General features: G+C 66.8%; 18 protein-coding genes. 12 read left to right on the top strand and 6 right to left on the bottom strand.

The features are described 5' to 3' along the window. Positions 1-11: 11 nt before the first annotated feature. The 6 genes from ACSQ3Y_RS23600 to ACSQ3Y_RS23575 all read left to right on the top strand — a co-directional run bounded on the left by ACSQ3Y_RS23600 (position 12) and on the right by ACSQ3Y_RS23575 (position 6,307). Positions 12-1,487, top strand: a complete 1,476-nt coding sequence (locus ACSQ3Y_RS23600) for an amidase (RefSeq protein WP_436180162.1) — start codon at positions 12-14, stop codon at positions 1,485-1,487. Positions 1,488-1,548: 61 nt separating this feature from the next. After that, positions 1,549-2,535: a Bug family tripartite tricarboxylate transporter substrate binding protein gene (locus tag ACSQ3Y_RS23595; RefSeq protein WP_436179073.1), complete on the top strand. Its 987-nt coding sequence runs from the start codon at positions 1,549-1,551 to the stop codon at positions 2,533-2,535. 130 nt (positions 2,536-2,665) lie between these two features. Further along, positions 2,666-3,220: a hypothetical protein gene (locus ACSQ3Y_RS23590; protein WP_436179072.1), complete on the top strand. Its 555-nt coding sequence runs from the start codon at positions 2,666-2,668 to the stop codon at positions 3,218-3,220. A gap of 162 nt (positions 3,221-3,382) precedes the next feature. Continuing rightward, a complete protein-coding gene (locus ACSQ3Y_RS23585; RefSeq protein WP_436179071.1) occupies positions 3,383-4,399 on the top strand; it encodes an alpha/beta hydrolase family protein in 1,017 nt (338 codons plus the stop codon). Positions 4,400-4,588: 189 nt separating this feature from the next. After that, a complete protein-coding gene (locus tag ACSQ3Y_RS23580; RefSeq protein WP_436179070.1) occupies positions 4,589-5,332 on the top strand; it encodes a helix-turn-helix transcriptional regulator in 744 nt (247 codons plus the stop codon). Between the two features lie 96 nt (positions 5,333-5,428). Next, positions 5,429-6,307 carry an NmrA family NAD(P)-binding protein gene (locus ACSQ3Y_RS23575; protein ID WP_436179069.1) on the top strand — a complete coding sequence of 293 codons (879 nt, stop codon included), beginning with the start codon at positions 5,429-5,431 and terminating at the stop codon, positions 6,305-6,307. Between the two features lie 34 nt (positions 6,308-6,341). Here the strand turns inward: ACSQ3Y_RS23575 and ACSQ3Y_RS23570 are convergent, their stop codons facing one another. After that, positions 6,342-6,818 (bottom strand): AraC family transcriptional regulator, encoded by a 477-nt coding sequence (locus ACSQ3Y_RS23570; protein WP_436179068.1) that lies wholly within the window; start codon positions 6,816-6,818, stop codon positions 6,342-6,344. A 198-nt stretch (positions 6,819-7,016) separates the two neighbouring features. Here ACSQ3Y_RS23570 and ACSQ3Y_RS23565 point away from each other — a divergent pair, with 198 nt between their 5' ends. After that, positions 7,017-7,901 (top strand): LysR family transcriptional regulator, encoded by an 885-nt coding sequence (locus tag ACSQ3Y_RS23565; protein WP_057263753.1) that lies wholly within the window; start codon positions 7,017-7,019, stop codon positions 7,899-7,901. A 23-nt stretch (positions 7,902-7,924) separates the two neighbouring features. On the opposite strand, the gene ACSQ3Y_RS23560 is transcribed toward ACSQ3Y_RS23565, so the two are convergent. Continuing rightward, the gene (locus ACSQ3Y_RS23560) at positions 7,925-8,227 is read right to left on the bottom strand and encodes a hypothetical protein (protein ID WP_057201129.1); all 303 of its coding nucleotides are present in this window, start codon (positions 8,225-8,227) and stop codon (positions 7,925-7,927) included. 109 nt (positions 8,228-8,336) lie between these two features. Between ACSQ3Y_RS23560 and ACSQ3Y_RS23555 the strand changes: the two genes are divergently transcribed. From ACSQ3Y_RS23555 to ACSQ3Y_RS23535, 5 genes are all read left to right on the top strand, one after another. Beyond that, on the top strand, positions 8,337-9,299 hold the full coding sequence (locus ACSQ3Y_RS23555) for a GlxA family transcriptional regulator (protein WP_436179067.1): 963 nt from the start codon (positions 8,337-8,339) through the stop codon (positions 9,297-9,299). A gap of 241 nt (positions 9,300-9,540) precedes the next feature. Then, entirely contained in the window at positions 9,541-10,290 is a 750-nt protein-coding gene (locus tag ACSQ3Y_RS23550; RefSeq protein ID WP_057201125.1) for an SDR family NAD(P)-dependent oxidoreductase, read from the top strand. Positions 10,291-10,448: 158 nt separating this feature from the next. After that, on the top strand, positions 10,449-11,087 hold the full coding sequence (locus ACSQ3Y_RS23545; RefSeq protein WP_057263748.1) for a glutathione S-transferase family protein: 639 nt from the start codon (positions 10,449-10,451) through the stop codon (positions 11,085-11,087). A gap of 276 nt (positions 11,088-11,363) precedes the next feature. Next, positions 11,364-12,554: a PLP-dependent aminotransferase family protein gene (locus ACSQ3Y_RS23540; RefSeq protein WP_436179066.1), complete on the top strand. Its 1,191-nt coding sequence runs from the start codon at positions 11,364-11,366 to the stop codon at positions 12,552-12,554. Then, the gene (locus ACSQ3Y_RS23535) at positions 12,554-12,796 is read left to right on the top strand and encodes a SlyX family protein (RefSeq protein ID WP_057201122.1); all 243 of its coding nucleotides are present in this window, start codon (positions 12,554-12,556) and stop codon (positions 12,794-12,796) included. Before ACSQ3Y_RS23540 ends, ACSQ3Y_RS23535 begins: the two co-directional genes overlap by 1 nt. 18 nt (positions 12,797-12,814) lie before the next feature. Here the strand turns inward: ACSQ3Y_RS23535 and ACSQ3Y_RS23530 are convergent, their stop codons facing one another. From ACSQ3Y_RS23530 to ACSQ3Y_RS23515, 4 genes are all read right to left on the bottom strand, one after another. Further along, positions 12,815-13,336 (bottom strand): hypothetical protein, encoded by a 522-nt coding sequence (locus tag ACSQ3Y_RS23530; protein WP_057201120.1) that lies wholly within the window; start codon positions 13,334-13,336, stop codon positions 12,815-12,817. Positions 13,337-13,381: 45 nt separating this feature from the next. Continuing rightward, positions 13,382-13,864 carry a hypothetical protein gene (locus ACSQ3Y_RS23525; RefSeq protein ID WP_436179065.1) on the bottom strand — a complete coding sequence of 161 codons (483 nt, stop codon included), beginning with the start codon at positions 13,862-13,864 and terminating at the stop codon, positions 13,382-13,384. Positions 13,865-13,925: 61 nt separating this feature from the next. Then, positions 13,926-14,309, bottom strand: coding sequence for a hypothetical protein (locus ACSQ3Y_RS23520; protein WP_057201116.1), 384 nt, complete (start codon positions 14,307-14,309; stop codon positions 13,926-13,928). 13 nt (positions 14,310-14,322) lie between these two features. Next, a complete protein-coding gene (locus ACSQ3Y_RS23515; protein ID WP_436179064.1) occupies positions 14,323-14,988 on the bottom strand; it encodes a hypothetical protein in 666 nt (221 codons plus the stop codon). Between the last annotated feature and the right edge of the window lie 186 nt (positions 14,989-15,174).

The raw sequence follows: 15,174 nt of genomic DNA, 5'->3' as shown, positions 1-15,174 counted from the left end.
CAGCCGCCACCATGCCCGACTTCTCCAGCCTGCCCGCCACGGGCATCGCCCCCAGCGGCATCGTCGCCCATACGGCCACGGGCCTGTCGCGCGCCATCCATGCCCGCGAGGTCTCGTGCGTGGAGGTGCTCGACGCCTACCTGGCCCAGGTGGACCGCCTGAACCCCGTGGTCAACGCCCTGGTGGCCATGGCCGACCGCGGTGCGCTGCACGCCCTGGCGGCAGAGCGCGACGCGCAACTGGCGCGTGGCCAGAGCCTGGGCCCGCTGCACGGCATGCCCCAGGCGCCCAAGGACATTGCGCCTGCAGCGGGCATGGTCACCACGCGCGGCTCCCCCCTCTTCGCCGGCCAGGTCACCACTACCGATGCCGTGGTGTTCGAGCGCATGCGCGCCAGCGGTGCGCTGTTCATCGGCCGCACCAATTCGCCCGAGTTCGGCCTGGGCGGGCACACCTACAACCCGGTGTACGGCACCACGCGCAACGCCTTCGACCCGGCGCGCTCGGCCGGCGGCAGCAGCGGCGGTGCCGGCGTGGCCGTGGCCCTGCACATGCTGCCCGTGGCCGATGGCTCGGACATGATGGGCTCGCTGCGCACGCCGGCCGCGTTCAACAATGTATATGGCCTGCGCACCTCACCGGGCTTGGTGCCGCACGGTCCGTCGGAGGAAGTGTTCTTCCAGCAGTTCAGCGTGACTGGGCCCATGGCGCGCAACATCCCCGACCTGGCGCTGCTGCTGTCGGTGCAGGCGGGCTTTGACGAGCGCCTGCCGCTCACGCGCCGCAGCGACGACGTGGCCGCCTTCGGCCAGCCGCTGGAGCGCGACTTCAAGGGCACGCGCATCGGCTGGCTGGGCGACCTGGGCGGCTACCTGCCTACCGACCCAGGCCTGTACATCACCTGCGAGAAGGCGCTGGGCCATTTCCGCACCGTGGGCTGCACGGTGGAGAAGGCCGTGGTCGATTTCGACCTCACGCAGTTGTGGAAGGCCTGGCTCGACCTGCGCAGCTTCAGCGTGGCGGGTGCCAATGCGGCGCTCTACCACGACAGTGCCAAGCGCGCCCAGCTCAAGCCCGAGGCGGTGTGGGAGATACAGCGCGGCCTGGCGTTGACTGCCATGCAGGTCTATGACGCAGCGCGCGTGCGCACGGCCTGGTACCAGGTGCTGCGCGGGTTGTTCACGCGCTTCGACTTCCTGGTGCTGCCCGCTGCCCAGGTGTTCCCCTTCGACGCCAGCCTGGACTGGCCGCACGAAGTGGCCGGGTGCCGCATGGACACCTACCACCGCTGGATGGAGACCGTGGTGCCCGCCACCATGGCCGCCCTGCCCGCGCTGGCGGCACCCGCAGGCTTTGGCCCCGAGGGCCTGCCGGCCAGCCTGCAGATCATCGGGCCTGCGCAGTCCGACGCGGCCGTGCTGCAGATCGGCCATGCGTATGACCTGGCCAGTGGTTACTCGCGTGTGCACAGTCCGCTGCTGCGCTGATCGGTTGCCGTCGTTCTTCGCCCCCCATCCCTTCGTCCTGTTGCTCCTGGAGATGTTCCCGATGCCGATGCCGCGTTCCCGTTTCCTGTCGTGTCTTGTGGCCGGTGCAGCCGTGCTGGCGGTGCCCGCCGTAGCGTTGGCGCAGCAGGGCTACCCTGATCGCCCCATCAAGCTCGTCGTGCCATTCGCACCCGGCGGCGCCACCGACATCCTGGGGCGCCTGCTGGCCACCTCGATGGGCGAGCGCCTGGGCCAGCCCATGGTGGTGGAGAACCGGGCCGGTGCCGGCACCGTGGTGGGGGCCTCCATCGTGGCCAAGGCCCCGGCCGATGGCTACACGCTGCTGCTGGGCGCCAACACCACCTTCACGCTGAACCCCGCCATCCGCAGCAACCTGCCGTACGACCCCGTGCGCAGCTTCACGCAACTGGGCCTGGTGGCCGACATGGGCCTGCTGCTGGTGGCCCACAACGACACGCCCGGCAGCACGCTCAAGGACGTGATCGCCCAGACCCGGGCCGCGCCCGAGAAGTTCTCGTATGGCTCCTACGGCACCGGCTCGTCGGTGCACTTCGGCGGCGAGGTGCTCAAGTCCACCACCGGCGCGAAGATGCTGCACGTGCCCTTCAACGGCAGCGCGCCCAACCTCACCGCGCTGATGGGCGGGCAGGTGCAGTTCGCGGTCGATACGGTGGTGGCATCGACCCCGCTGATCAAGGCCGGCAAGATCAAGCCCATCGTGGCCCTGGGCGCGCAGCGCCTGGCCCTGCTGCCCAACGTGCCCACCGTGGCAGAAAGCGGCTACCCCGGCTTCGACATGGGCTCGTGGTTCGCTTTCGTCGGGCCCGCCGGCCTGCCCGCGCCCGTGCAGACCAAACTGGAGAAGGCCCTGGCCGACACCATGGCCTCGGCCGAATTCAAGAAGAAGCTGGTGGACATTGGGCTCACGCCCTCCTGGTCCAACGGCGACGGCCTGCGCGCCCGCATCGAGCGTGAGCTGCCGGCCATGCGCGCGGTGGCGGCCAGGGCGGATATCCGCAGCGACTGACTAAAAGCGGGCGGATGTTGCTTGACCCGAGTTCCAGAGCACCTGTGAAACCGGTAAGGTCAGGGTGCGCATCGGTGTTGTGATCAAGGGCTGAATCGGTTGCACAATGCGCGCAAACCCCAGATTCTTCATGCAACACATCAGCCTGTCTCTATTTGCTTTTCTGTCCTGCTGCTGGCCTCTGCAGGCACTGGCCTGCATGTGCCCTCTGACAACAGACAAAGAGCGTATCGGCGCGGCCCAGTTGATCTTCGAGGGCAAGGCCGTCAATATCCAGCCAGTGGCTGCATTGCACGCGCCGAGTGACAAAGCCCTGCCCGAGCACCTGCGAACAACGGGACTTATGCGCGCGACATTCCGTGTGACCAGGCTCTGGAAGGGTGAGCCGGAAGGCCGGGTGGATGTGGACTACGCCGAAGGCAATGGCAGCAACTGTGGCTGGCGGCCCTATGTCGGCGACCTCATGCTTGTGTATGCGCATGGCAGCACGACCAAGGGCTACACCACCAGCGCATGCTCTGCGAGCGGAAACATCAGGGAACTGGCTGCCTACCGGGCCCGGCTCGATGACATCGAGCAGCGCCTGGCGCGCGATGCTGCAGATCCCCAGGCGCTGCGTGAGCGGGAGTCGCTGGAGCGGGAGTATGGCGAACGGGTGGGTGGAGAGCGGCCGGCAGTGCGCTGAAATGTGCTGCTCACCATGGGCCGTTGGGCGCAATTTGCCCCAGTAGCCATGCGTTTGGCGAAGCCTTTTGGCATTTCGTCGCAATGCGATAGAACTCGTGGATGTGCGTGCCTACAGTGCCGTCAAGCCGCTGCCGTAGCGGCCCTTGAAGGAAGCCACACCATGATGAAGACACTGTTCCAGACCCTTGCCGCCGCCGCCCTGCTGGGCCTCGCCGGCCAGGCCGGCGCGCAACAAGCCGGTTACCGCACGCTGACCGTCCCGGGGGATGCGCCCATCAGCGTCGCATTGTTCTACCCCACGGCCGCAACCGCCCGCGCCCTGCCCATGGGCCCCTGGCAGCCCCTGGTTGCGCCGGGCGCTCCGGCGGGGCAGGCGCCGCTCAAGGGGCTGGTGCTGATCTCGCACGGCACGGGTGGCTCCGAGGTGGGGCACCACAACCTGGCCACCCGGCTGGCCAGGGATGGCTACCTGGTCGCAGCCCTGCGCCACCCCGGTGACAACTGGCAAGACCGCTCCATGATCACCTCCGGCCACTACTTCGGCGAGCGCCCACGCCAGGTCAGCCGGGTGCTCGACGCGCTGCTGGCCAGCCCCGAATGGGGCAGCCGCATCCCGGCCGAACGCATCGGCGCGGTGGGGCATTCCGCCGGGGGCTATACGGTGCTGGCACTGGCCGGGGCCGAGGCTGAGCCGGCGCGCGCGGCCAAGCACTGCGCTACCGTGCAGGACGACCCGGGCTTCTGCTCGCTGGCCAAGGGGTCCCCGGCAGGTGCTGCCATTCCTGCCGCCAGCGGCAAGGGCGTTGCGCCAGACGCCCTGCGCGTCTCGGTGCCCGACCGGCGCATCCGCGCCGTGGTCGCCCTGGCCCCCATGGCCGTGGTGTTCACCCCCGAGAGCCTGGCGGCCATCGCCGTGCCGGTGCGCGTCATCGTGGCCGAGCGCGATGCGGTGCTGGTCGGCAAGTACCACGGCGGCCATGTGGTCGCCCACCTGCCCAAGGCCCAGGCCAGCACCGCAGCGGGGGCAGGGCACTTCGCCTTCATGGCGCAACCGTCCATGCCGCTGCCATCCGATGCGGGCGATGCCGCCGCCAACCCGCCGGGCTTTGACCGCGTGGCCTACCAGCCGGAGCTGGAGAACCAGGTGGCGGAGTTCTTTGCGCAGCAGTGGCGCTGAGCCGGGGCGGCACCTGGCAGGCAAGCGCCCAGGGGCGGCGGGGAGTATGCTTTTGGTATGACCCCTTCTTCGTCGCCAATACCCCCTTCTCCGCAGGTTCTGCTGACCAGTGCCACGCGGGCGTGGCGCGGGCTGCAGGCCGATTTCGTTCAAATTCCCCGGGGCCTGGTGCAGGTGCCTGGCGGCGAGATGCACCGCCTGGGCATGCATTTCGGTTCGCCCGTGCGTGCCGATTGCCAGTGCGGTGGTGAGCGCATGCGCCGTGTGCAAAAGCCGGGCGACATCGACGTGGTCCCCTCGGGGGTGGGCGGCTCGTGGGAAGACGATGCCGACTGCCGCATCCTGCGGCTGAGCCTGCGCCCCGAACTGGTCGATCAGGTGGCGCAAGACCTCGGCATGGCGGCCGGCACGGCACAGCTGGTGCCCAGGCTCCAATTGCGCGACACCCGCATCGAAGCGATCGGATGGGCCGTCAAGGCAGACCTGGAGGCGGCCGTGCCGTCCGATCCTCTCTTTATCGATCTGCTGGCCAATGCCCTGGCCGTCCGGCTGATCGAGACCGCGAGCGGTCGTTCGGCACAGCCGCAATGCCGTACCGTGCCCCAGCTACCGGCGCGCCAACTGCGCAGCCTGACTGAGTTCATCGAAAGCCACCTGGACCAGAAGCTCCTTCTGGCCGATCTGGCGGCGGTTGCCGGGGTCAGTGCCACGCGGCTGAAGACCCTGTTTCGCAACAGTGCCGGCATGCCCGTGCATCAGTACGTCATCCGCCGCCGTGTCGAACATGCCCGCGCGCTGCTGGCGACAACGGCGATGCCGGCCAGCGAGGTTGCAGCCGCCGCCGGTTTTGCCCACCAGAGCCACATGGCTTCGACCATGCGCCGGATTCTGGGCCAGACTCCGAGCGAGATCGCCCGGCAGGCGCGCTCCTGAAAATCGGTCCGAAACTGCAAACACCGGCCTGAATCTGCGCGACGATGGGCGTGCGCCCCGGCATCCTTGCCTGTCTTTGATGCAAGGAAATGACGCATGTTTGCAATTCTCGGAGCCGCCGGAAAAGTCGGCTATTCCACCGCATTGGCGCTGCGCGAGGCCGGCGTTCCCGTCCGGGCGATCCTGCGGGACCCAGCCAAGGCCGACCGCCTGAGGGCCATCGGCTGCGAGGTCGCCGTAGCCGACCTGCAGGACCCGGCGGCCCTGGGCCGTGCGATCGCGGATGCACAGGCCGTGCAGCTCATCTGCCCGACCACGCTGCAGGCCCTTGACGCGGTGGGCGACATGCGCCGCTCCATCGATAGCATGGCCCGCGCGCTGGAGCAGGCGCGCCCGGGCCTGGTGCTGGCGATTTCCGACTACGGCGCACACGTTACCGAAGACATCGGCATGCCCAGCGTGTTCCACGGGTTCGAGCAACGCCTGCGCCAACTGCCAATGCCCAAGGTGTTCCTGCGCTCGGCGGAGCACATGGAGGGCTGGCGCGGCCTGATCCCGGTGGCTGCCGCTTCGGGCGTACTGCCGAGCTTTCACCAGCAACTCGACAAGCCGTTCCCTACCGTCTCGGCGCAGGACGTGGGCCGCATGGCCGCGGAGCTGCTGCAGCACCCCGGGGTGGCGGCTGGCGAGCACATCGTCCACGCCGAAGGCCCGCGCCGCTATGCGGCGACCGACGTGGCCGAGACCCTGGGCCAACTGCTTGGGCGCACCGTCAGCGCCCAGGCCGTGCCCCGCGCGCTGTGGATGGAGAAGCTGGGCCGGATCGTGAGCGAGAGCACCGCTCGCCTTTTGGTGGGCATCTACGATGCCCATGACCGTGGTGGGCTCATAGACGTTGAGCCCGGCCGGGGCGCGGTGCGCTACGGAACTACCGGGCTGCTTGAGGCGCTGCGTCCGCTCGTTCCGCAACGCTGACAACCCATCGGAGTCCCGCGTGGTGGTCCATGGCTCAGTCCTGCCTGCGCACCGCCACGCACAGCCAGCACTCAAAAGCCCCCGTCGCCGGGTCCATCGCAAAGTCCTCGTCATAGACCTCGATGGCCGGCCGCGCATCCAGCACCCAGCCCTCGGGGATCTGCCCCGGCGCTTCCATGCCGGCCCAGGCCGCACCGATCTCGGCGTCTGTGCCTTCGAAGCGCTTGCACGCATACTCACCGCCCGCAAAATCCTGCACCTGCGCATCCGTCCCCGTGCGCAAGCCCACACCCACCTGCACGCAGGCGTCGTAGCGGCATTGCTCGGGCGGGGTGCAGGCGGGGTTGTCCAGGCTGATACCGTAGAACTTGGGGCGTGGCTCGCTCAGGCGGTGCTCGGCGCACCACTGGCCAAAGCGCTCCCACAGCCGGCCCAGGGCCGGGCCGTAGGGGCCGGTGTGGCGCATGTAGGCCAGGCGCATTTTGGGTAGCTGGCGGATTTCGAGGGGCATGGTCAGAGTCTTCGTTGTCTGGGTTGGCGGTATATAGCATGCGCTGTGGCTCCCGGCCCCGTTTTGACCACAGATGCCCGCTAACTTCCTTTAGCGCGTGCACATGGCATCGGAGCCCGGCGCTGTGCAGAGTGAGGGGCGGATTCAACGGCGAAGTGCGACAGCTGGTATCGTCAAGCCAAGCACCGGACCCCTCGCATGAACGACAAACTGCTGGCCCTTCGACTTTTCGCGCGCGTTGCGCGCACGGGAAGCTTCTCCGCCGCAGCGCGGGAGCTCGACCTGTCGCAGCCGTCGGTCTCACGCATCATCGCGGCACTGGAAAAGGACGTGGGCGGAGCTTTGGTCACCCGAACGACGCGGGCCGTCACGCTCACCGACGTCGGCAGCGACTATCTGGCACGTGTGGAAACGATCCTGGCGGCGCTTGAAGAGGCCGACCATGTGGCGCGGGGATCGCTGGAATTGCGTGGGTCGCTGCGTGTCGCCATGCCCTCGAGCTTTGGCGTGCGCGAAATCGTTCCTGTGATGCCGGGATTTCTCGCGCGCCATCCTGCACTGAACGTCAGCTTGTTGATGAGCGACCAACGGCAAGACACCATCAAGGAAGGCGTTGATGTCGCACTTCGCCTCGGCGTGTTGGCAGACTCGAGCGCAACCGCGCGCCTGATGGGCCGAACGCAGCGGATCGTTGCGGCATCGCCCACCTACCTGAAGGCAAACGGCACGCCCAAGGCACCAGCAGACTTGGCTGCGCATGCGGTGATCGTAGGGCCTGCAGGAACGAGCGCCGGCACGTGGTCCTTTGAGAGGGAGGGCCAGAGCGTATCCGTGCGCATCCACAGTCGTCTGAACGTGTCCGCCAACGAAGCGGCGGTCGCCGCCGCTGTGGCAGGCATCGGTGTAGTGACGACAGCCCTGTGGGGCTGTCGTGCCGAACTGGCCAACGGTTCGCTGATTCAGGTGCTGTCGGATTGGCGCATGGGCGATGTCGAAGTCCACGGCATGTTCACGCCAGGACGACCGCCCAAGCCCTCGGCACGCGCGCTGGTCGAATACCTGATCGCGGAACTTCGTCGGTAGGAGCGTGCGCGGTGCCCCGCTTGTCAGCCGGGCAGCTTCGCCGCCAGCAGGTCGATCTTCTCGATGCTCGGTGGCGTGCTGAGCAGGGCCTCGGCGTTGGCCATCAACGCAGCGGCAATGGGGCCGCTCAGGTGGGCCTGGCGGCCCTCCTCATCGGCAAAAGTGTCAAAGACGCCAAACGTGGAGGGGCCGAACCGCAACGCGAACCAGGTGGTGGTCTGCAACTCGGCGTTGGCAAGTGGCAGGGCGCCGGCAAGGAAAGCGGCAACGGCTGCCTCCTGGCCTGGCTTGGCCTCGAGGCGGACGAACAGGGCAAATTTGGACATGGGGTGATCCTCTGGTCGAACAGGTGAATGAGGTTGCGAGCCGTGAGTTTCCCCGTCATCGCTGTAGTCAGCGAGTGGCAAGAACGCCAACATCATTATCATTATTGCCATGCGCCTCCACATTCTCGTTCTTGATGGTGTGTTCGACCTTGGCCTGGCGGCGCTTGCCGACACGTTCGGCACGGCCAACCAGTTGGCGGGGTCGCTCGTGCAGGTGCCTGGGCCTGTTGAAGTGACGCTGGTGGGCGTTCGGCGACGCGTGCGCACCGCGCAGGGGCTCACGGTGCCGGTCGTGCCTGTGAGCCAGGTGATGGCGCCTGATGTGGTGCTCGTGCCCGCGCTCGGCGCCAAGATGCCGGACGTGCTTGCGGCGCGCCTCGCGCAAGCAGACGTTGCCGACGCCATCCTTGCCTTGCAGCGGTGGTCGAACGCCGGTGCTATGGCGGGTGCGGCATGCACCGGCACATTTGTACTGGCCGAGAGCGCATTGCTCAATGGCCACCGCGCCACGACGTCGTGGTGGCTGGCGCCGATGTTTCGGCAGCGTTATGCGCAGGTCGCGCTCGACGAATCCAGCATGCTCGTGAAGTCCTCCGGATTCATCACGGCCGGCGCAGCCCTCGCTCATCTCGACCTTGCGCTGAGCATCGTCCGCAGTCGCAGCCCTGCGCTGGCGACGCTGGCGGCGCGCTACCTGCTGATCGAGGCGCGCGGCTCGCAAGCCGAGTTCGTCATCCCGGACCACCTGTCCCACGCAGACCCCGTCGTCGAGCGTTTCGAGGGCTGGGCCAGGCAGCAATTGGCACGGGGTTTCTCACTCGACGAGGCGGCCATCGCAGTTGGCGCCAGCAAGCGCACGTTGTCGCGGCGCCTGCACAGCGTCCTGGGAAAGACGCCGCTGTCGTACTTCCAGGACCTGCGTGTCGAACGTGCGGTGCATCTGTTGCGCACGGGCAGCGAGAGCATCGACCAGATCGCTGCGCAGATCGGTTACGCCGATGGTGTCAGCTTGCGCGTCCTGTTGCGGCGCAAGCTGGGCCGCGGCGTCCGGGAGTTGCGCACGCGTGCCTGAATGGGGCCGAACGCGCCCCATCGCTGAAGGTCAAAGGGAGGCAAACGCGGGGTGACCTGGCTTGCTTGGCCGGGGGCGATTCCTTGCCCAGCGTCCTGAGATCTTCGTCCCGATTCGTGGGGTGAGCGATCCGTCTGGCGAATAAGTCTTAGTTGCCTGCGCACCTATTCACGCGTGCCTCGATCATCGACAGTTCGTCCAGGCGCCAAGGTGGCGCCGTCAACCCAAAGGACAGAAATCCATGACCACTCTCAACGGCAAGGTCGCCATCGTCACCGGTGCCTCCAAAGGCATCGGCGCCGGAATCGCCAGGCTTTTCGCCCAATCTGGCGCCTCGGTCGTCGTGAACTACTCGACCAGCAAGGACGCAGCGGATGCACTGGTCGCCGAGATCAAGGGTGCCGGCGGCAAGGCCGTCGCCATCCAGGCCGACTTCTCGAAGACCGCTGACATCAAGCGGCTTTTCGAAGAATCGAAGCGCGCCTTCGGCACGCTCGACATCCTCGTGAACAATGCTGGCGTCTACGCGTTCGGCCCTCTCGAAACCGCAACGGAGCAGGAATTCCATCGGGAGTTCACCACCAACGTGCTCGGCGTCATCACCGCGACGCAAGAAGCGGCCAGGTACTTCGGGCCGAATGGCGGCAGCATCATCAACATCAGCTCCATCGCCAGTGTCGGCTTCATGCCCAACTCGGTGATCTACGCTGCGAGCAAGAGCGCGGTCGACGCCATCACGCGCGTGACCGCGATGGAGCTCGCGCCGAAGAATATCCGCGTCAACACCCTGGCGCCGGGTGGCACTATCACCGAAGGCATCGCAGCGCTGGGCTGGTCGGAGGAGACGGTCAAGGCCATTGTCGCAACGATCCCGTTCGGTCGTCCGGGCAAGCCGCAAGACATCGCCCGCGTGGCGCTGTTCCTGGCCTCCGATGATTCGGCCTGGGTGACCGGCGAGCGGATCACCGCCTCCGGCGGCCAGCGCGCCTGACCGGCCCGGCCGGATCAGAGGCCGCCAAGCAAAAGGTGCCGACGCTCGACCCTGGGTCGAATCCTGCGCCTTTGCGCGCGAGTGTGCATGTTGGCCGCGCCCATTCAAGAAGATCCCGAGCGCTCCACAGCGCCTCTCCCGTTTATTCGAAGGTTTCCATGTACAAGGTCTACGCATTCGCCACGCCCAACAGCATCAAGGTTCTCATCGGTCTTGAAGAATTGAACCTCGGGTACGAGCTGATCGGTGTCAACGTCCGCAAGGGTGAGCAGAAGGCCGCCGACCACCTCGCTCGCAACCCCAACGGCAAGGTGCCGGTCCTGGTCGACGACGAACGTCCGGCAAGCGACGATACCTTGACCGAATCTGCGGCCATCCTGGTCTATCTCGCCGAACGCCACGGCAAGCTGCTTGCGACGACGGGCATGGCCCGGGCACGCGTGTTCGAGCAACTGTTCTTCCATGCATCGGGGATTGCGCCGGCATTCGGCCAGGCGGGGTTCTTTCAGAAGAACGCCAGCGAGCAACTGCCGTTGGCAATCGACAGGTTCCAGAGCGAGGCGAATCGAACGGTCGCGCTGCTCGACCAGGTGTTGGCCCGCCACCCATACGTCGCAGGAGACGACTACACCATTGCCGATATTGCGCACTTCGGATGGATGTGGCGGCGCACGTTCGCCAACGTCACCTTCGATGGCCTGCCCAACCTTGCACGGTGGTTCGACGCGGTGGCTGCGCGGCCGGCCGTTCAGCGCGCCATCCAGCGGGCCGAGGCATTGGTGCCGCCGCAGCCTTGATCTTTGCGCCAGGCGACCCCCATTCCCCAAGGTCGAACACCAAAGCGGCTTGCTTCACCGCCCAGGGGGTTCACGCCATGAACTGGACCTGCATCCCATGTTGACGTGCCACTTGCTGCAACGGCGTCGTTGTTGTCGTCGTCGGCGTGGCAGCATGTTTGCCTGCCGAGGCCGCCTGGATTTTCCTCCATACCGGCCAAGCCGCAGGAAACCTGCACGCCAATTGGCGACAATGGGGGACTCACTACCCATTGTTGTCCACCGGGATCCCACTCCATGCAATTCGCCGACCGCCTGAACAATGTAGAAACCTCCGCCATCCGCGAGCTCTTCAAGCTGCTGGGCAAGCCCGGCATCATCAGCTTTGCCGGTGGCTTTCCCGACAGTGCCATGTTCGACGTGGAAGGCATCCGCGCCGCCAGCAACCAGGCCCTGACGGACGAACCCGGTGCCGCACTGCAGTACGGCGCCACCGAGGGCTACCAGCCCCTGCGCGAGCAATTGGCCGCCTTCATGGCGAGCAAGGGCGCCAAGGATCTGGTGCCCGAGAACCTGATCGTCACCACCGGCAGCCAGCAGGCGCTGGACCTGCTGGGCAAGACCCTCATCAGCCCCGGCGACAAGGTCATCGTGGAAGGCCCGACCTTCCTGGCCACCATCCAGTGCTTTCGCCTGTACGGCGCCGAGCTGATCAGCGCGCCCATCGATGAAAACGGCGTGAAGACCGATGAGCTCGAAAAGCTCATCGCCGAGCACCAACCCAAGTTCGTCTACCTGATTCCCACCTTCGGCAACCCCAGCGGCGTGATGCTGAGCCTGGAGCGGCGCAAACAGGTGCTGGAGATGGCCGTCAAGCACCAGACCCTGATCGTCGAAGACGACCCCTACGGCGACCTGTACTTCGGCGAAGCGCCACCGCCCAGCCTGCTGAACCTGTCGGCCACGGTGCCCGGAAGCCGCGAGCTGCTGGCGCACTGCGGCTCCATGAGCAAGGTGCTCTCGCCCGGCCTGCGCGTGGGCTGGATGATCGCCCCGGCCGAACTGCTGGCCAAGGCCACCATGTGCAAACAGTTCAGCGACGCGCACACCAGCACCTTCGCCCAGGCCACCGCTGCCCAGTACCTCAAGGCCGGCCGCATGCCCGCCACCCTGGCCAAGGTGCGCAAGGTGTACGCAGAGCGCGCGCAGGCCATGGGCGATGCGCTGCGCAAGGAGCTGGGCGACGCCATCGAATTCGTGCAGCCCCAGGGTGGCCTGTTCGTGTGGGCCCGCCTCACGGGTGCGGGCGGCAAGGTGGCGGACGGCAACGTGCTGGCCAAGCGTGCGATCGAAAAGGGTGTGGCCTTCGTGCCGGGCACGCCGTTCTACTGCGCCAACCCCGACAACGCCACCTTGCGCCTGTCGTTTGCGACGGCCGATGTGGAGAAGATCCGCGAAGGCGTGGCGCGCCTGGGTCAGGCCCTCTGATGGAGTCGGCCTCGGGCCCGGGCGCTGACCATCAGCGCATCATCGAGCGGCTGGAGAGCCTGGAGATCAAGGCCAGCTTCACCGAGGACCTGCTGGACCAGCTCAACCTGACCATCTACCGCCAGCAGGAGCTGATCGACCGGCTTACGCAGGAGGTTATCCAACTGCGCCAGCAGGCGCCCGATGGGGGCGCCGGCGGGGCGCCGCGCAACCTGCGCGACGAGTTGCCGCCGCACTACTGAGGCGAAGCGCCGTGGAGGTCAGCTGACGCCGCAGGCCCTGACATACACCTGCGTCGTGTCGTAGCGATCGAGCTTCAGCAGATGGATGGCGCGGACCATGGACTCGCTGCGGTTGCGGACCTTGGAAATGAAGTACGCAACCCGCCAGCGCACCTCGTGGTCCGGGTGGCTGGCCAGCGCGAACAGCAGGTCTCCGCAGTCCTCGAACAGGGCAGGGGCGGTGCCCATGGTGTAGAGCACCGTTGGTAGAAAGGGGCAGTCCTTATCGGCCAGCGCCTCGCGGATCATGGGGCGGACCTGCGCGTCGGCGATCTGGGCATCGGCGATGAACTGCAGCACCCAGTCGCGCGCGCCGGGGACCGGGTTGTCATTCCACAGGGAGATCAGCCCGCCCAGATGTTGCCGCACCAGTTTGGCGGACAAGGGGTGGTCCTCGAAGTGGCCCAACCCGCGGGCGTTCAGGCGCTGCACCACTTGGGCCGTATGTTCGCGGCCACCGCTGGCGAACGCAATGAAGTCTTCCTTGTCCTGCTTGAGCATGGTCGGTCTTGGCGGGGTAGCGGTCGATTGGCGGTGGTGCAGCGTTCAAGGACTGCAAGCGACGCCGCGCAGGCGAAGCGCCCGGCACAACAGGTCAAGGCGCACATCGTTGTCTTCTTCGGCAACGAAGTACTGCCCCTGGGCGAGGGCGGCCTGGGCTGCGGGGAACGCGTGCACCGGCGGGTCGTAGTTGCGTACGGATCCCTCCAGGTAGTAGTCGAATTCGTGGGGGCCGGATTTGCGGGAGAACACGCAGTCGTGCCCTGCGAGCCAGCGGGCAAAGTCCTTGCCCACGCGGTGCAGCTCGGGGAACAGGCTGCGCAGGGGGCTGGCGAGAAAATGGACCTCGCCCACCGTCCAGAGCACACCCCGTTTCACCTGGGGCGAAAACACCGTGACCACTGGCGAGCGGCTCGCGTCGATCTGGCCATCGGCCCGGTACGCCAGCGCCCCCATGTGCGCAAAATGCAGCACCGTGGCGCGCGCGGTTCGCACCTCTGCGGGGCCGGGTCGAGGGCCCGGAACCATGCCAGGACCGGTGATGGGGCTGCTGGATCTGCGATGAATCGGTAGGTGTTTGCCATGCTGGCTATGTTCCTGCGAAGGCGCGCCGCTCCTCGTCGACGAGAAGGTGGGCAACGGCCGCCCGGTCCGGTGCGGAGAAAGGGCAGGCCTCGATGGAACGCCGCACGGCATCCCAGGCCATGCGCCGCAACTCGGCGTCGCGCTCGGGGCCATGTTCCCAGGGGCCCAGCCCGCACAGGACCTGGAAGGCGCCGTCGCGGTTGGGTGCCTCTTCAAGAAAACCCAGTGGCTGGCTGTTGGTCAGGCCCACGAGAAGAAATTCGTGGATGGGGTGGGCCAGGGGTTGTGCTGCAAACGAGGCCACCAGGGCATCGAACCCAGGCCTGATGCGCCGCATCGCCTTGCCAAAGGCGCGGGTCTCCGAGGCGATGCCGATCGACAGGTGCATGGTGGTCTGCCGTTCAATGTTCGGCGTGGGCCATTGCCGCCTGGAACCTGGCCGTCAGTTCGTTGTTCAGGCCCATCTTCTGTGCCAGAAAGAGGTATTCCTGCATCCTCTGGGGCGGAAGGTTCTTGCGTTGGCGCTGGAGCAGCTCCTGCCCGCCCTCCAGGCGCTGCAGCCAATCAAGGTAGCACGCATGCGCGTTCTGCAGGTGGCCGGCCCGCTCCCAGGCGTACCCGGCGATGGCCGCCGCATTGGGGTCGACCTGCTGCGCCAGCACCTGGGGGTCGCGCAGCGACGCGAGCCAGGGTTCACCCATCTGGGCGAGCGCGGTCACGACGCGCTCCAGGGACGAGAGCAGTTGTTCCTGGGTACGGCAGGGCCAGGTGTGCCTGCGCCGGCCCACCTTGCCCAGGCTGAGGTAGGGGCCGCAGATGAATCCGCTGCTGACAGGGTCGTTGGGTTGTCCCAGCAGCGCTTCCATGAAGTCGGTAAGGTCCGAAGGCTGGTAGGCAATCAGCACGGCGAAGTTCTCGAAGCCACGGCCGGGGTCGAAGGCCAGTTTGTCGAAGCCGCCGACGTCGTTGCGAATGAAGCTGCCCGGACCCACCCCGGTCCAGGCAGGGACAATGGATTGATTGAGCAGGTACGCGTCTGCGATACGGTCGAAGTCTTTGCCCAGCATGAACGGAGATCCCTCAGGTGCGCCATTTTTTGGCAGGCGATTACCGCAAATCGTAAACGTGTTCGGCACCCGTCCGGGACATTTTTTGAAAGCTGCGCGGTTCCTTGGGCGTGCTGCCACAACGCTGTGGCCGTATCCGTCACCGCCCGCTGCCCGCTTCTTCACCTCTCTTGCGGAAGGTTGTGG

This window comes from Acidovorax sp. LjRoot66 (assembly GCF_964253305.1).
GTDB lineage: Bacteria > Pseudomonadota > Gammaproteobacteria > Burkholderiales > Burkholderiaceae_C > Acidovorax.
This window is presented reverse-complemented; position numbering and strand designations above follow the sequence as displayed.

What these genes read in the sequence shown, in the direction of transcription:
- ACSQ3Y_RS23550 (WP_057201125.1), top strand. Translation starts at nt 9,541, where the DNA reads ATGACCACTCTCAACGGCAAGGTCGCCATCGTCACCGGTGCCTCCAAA.
- ACSQ3Y_RS23520 (WP_057201116.1), bottom strand. Translation starts at nt 14,309, where the DNA reads ATGCACCTGTCGATCGGCATCGCCTCGGAGACCCGCGCCTTTGGCAAG.
- ACSQ3Y_RS23600 (WP_436180162.1), top strand. Translation starts at nt 12, where the DNA reads ATGCCCGACTTCTCCAGCCTGCCCGCCACGGGCATCGCCCCCAGCGGC.
- ACSQ3Y_RS23565 (WP_057263753.1), top strand. Translation starts at nt 7,017, where the DNA reads ATGAACGACAAACTGCTGGCCCTTCGACTTTTCGCGCGCGTTGCGCGC.
- ACSQ3Y_RS23585 (WP_436179071.1), top strand. Translation starts at nt 3,383, where the DNA reads ATGATGAAGACACTGTTCCAGACCCTTGCCGCCGCCGCCCTGCTGGGC.
- ACSQ3Y_RS23515 (WP_436179064.1), bottom strand. Translation starts at nt 14,988, where the DNA reads ATGCTGGGCAAAGACTTCGACCGTATCGCAGACGCGTACCTGCTCAAT.
- ACSQ3Y_RS23530 (WP_057201120.1), bottom strand. Translation starts at nt 13,336, where the DNA reads ATGCTCAAGCAGGACAAGGAAGACTTCATTGCGTTCGCCAGCGGTGGC.
- ACSQ3Y_RS23540 (WP_436179066.1), top strand. Translation starts at nt 11,364, where the DNA reads ATGCAATTCGCCGACCGCCTGAACAATGTAGAAACCTCCGCCATCCGC.
- ACSQ3Y_RS23580 (WP_436179070.1), top strand. Translation starts at nt 4,589, where the DNA reads ATGCACCGCCTGGGCATGCATTTCGGTTCGCCCGTGCGTGCCGATTGC.
- ACSQ3Y_RS23560 (WP_057201129.1), bottom strand. Translation starts at nt 8,227, where the DNA reads ATGTCCAAATTTGCCCTGTTCGTCCGCCTCGAGGCCAAGCCAGGCCAG.
- ACSQ3Y_RS23555 (WP_436179067.1), top strand. Translation starts at nt 8,337, where the DNA reads ATGCGCCTCCACATTCTCGTTCTTGATGGTGTGTTCGACCTTGGCCTG.
- ACSQ3Y_RS23525 (WP_436179065.1), bottom strand. Translation starts at nt 13,864, where the DNA reads ATGGTTCCGGGCCCTCGACCCGGCCCCGCAGAGGTGCGAACCGCGCGC.
- ACSQ3Y_RS23590 (WP_436179072.1), top strand. Translation starts at nt 2,666, where the DNA reads ATGCAACACATCAGCCTGTCTCTATTTGCTTTTCTGTCCTGCTGCTGG.
- ACSQ3Y_RS23575 (WP_436179069.1), top strand. Translation starts at nt 5,429, where the DNA reads ATGTTTGCAATTCTCGGAGCCGCCGGAAAAGTCGGCTATTCCACCGCA.
- ACSQ3Y_RS23595 (WP_436179073.1), top strand. Translation starts at nt 1,549, where the DNA reads ATGCCGATGCCGCGTTCCCGTTTCCTGTCGTGTCTTGTGGCCGGTGCA.
- ACSQ3Y_RS23570 (WP_436179068.1), bottom strand. Translation starts at nt 6,818, where the DNA reads ATGCCCCTCGAAATCCGCCAGCTACCCAAAATGCGCCTGGCCTACATG.
- ACSQ3Y_RS23535 (WP_057201122.1), top strand. Translation starts at nt 12,554, where the DNA reads ATGGAGTCGGCCTCGGGCCCGGGCGCTGACCATCAGCGCATCATCGAG.
- ACSQ3Y_RS23545 (WP_057263748.1), top strand. Translation starts at nt 10,449, where the DNA reads ATGTACAAGGTCTACGCATTCGCCACGCCCAACAGCATCAAGGTTCTC.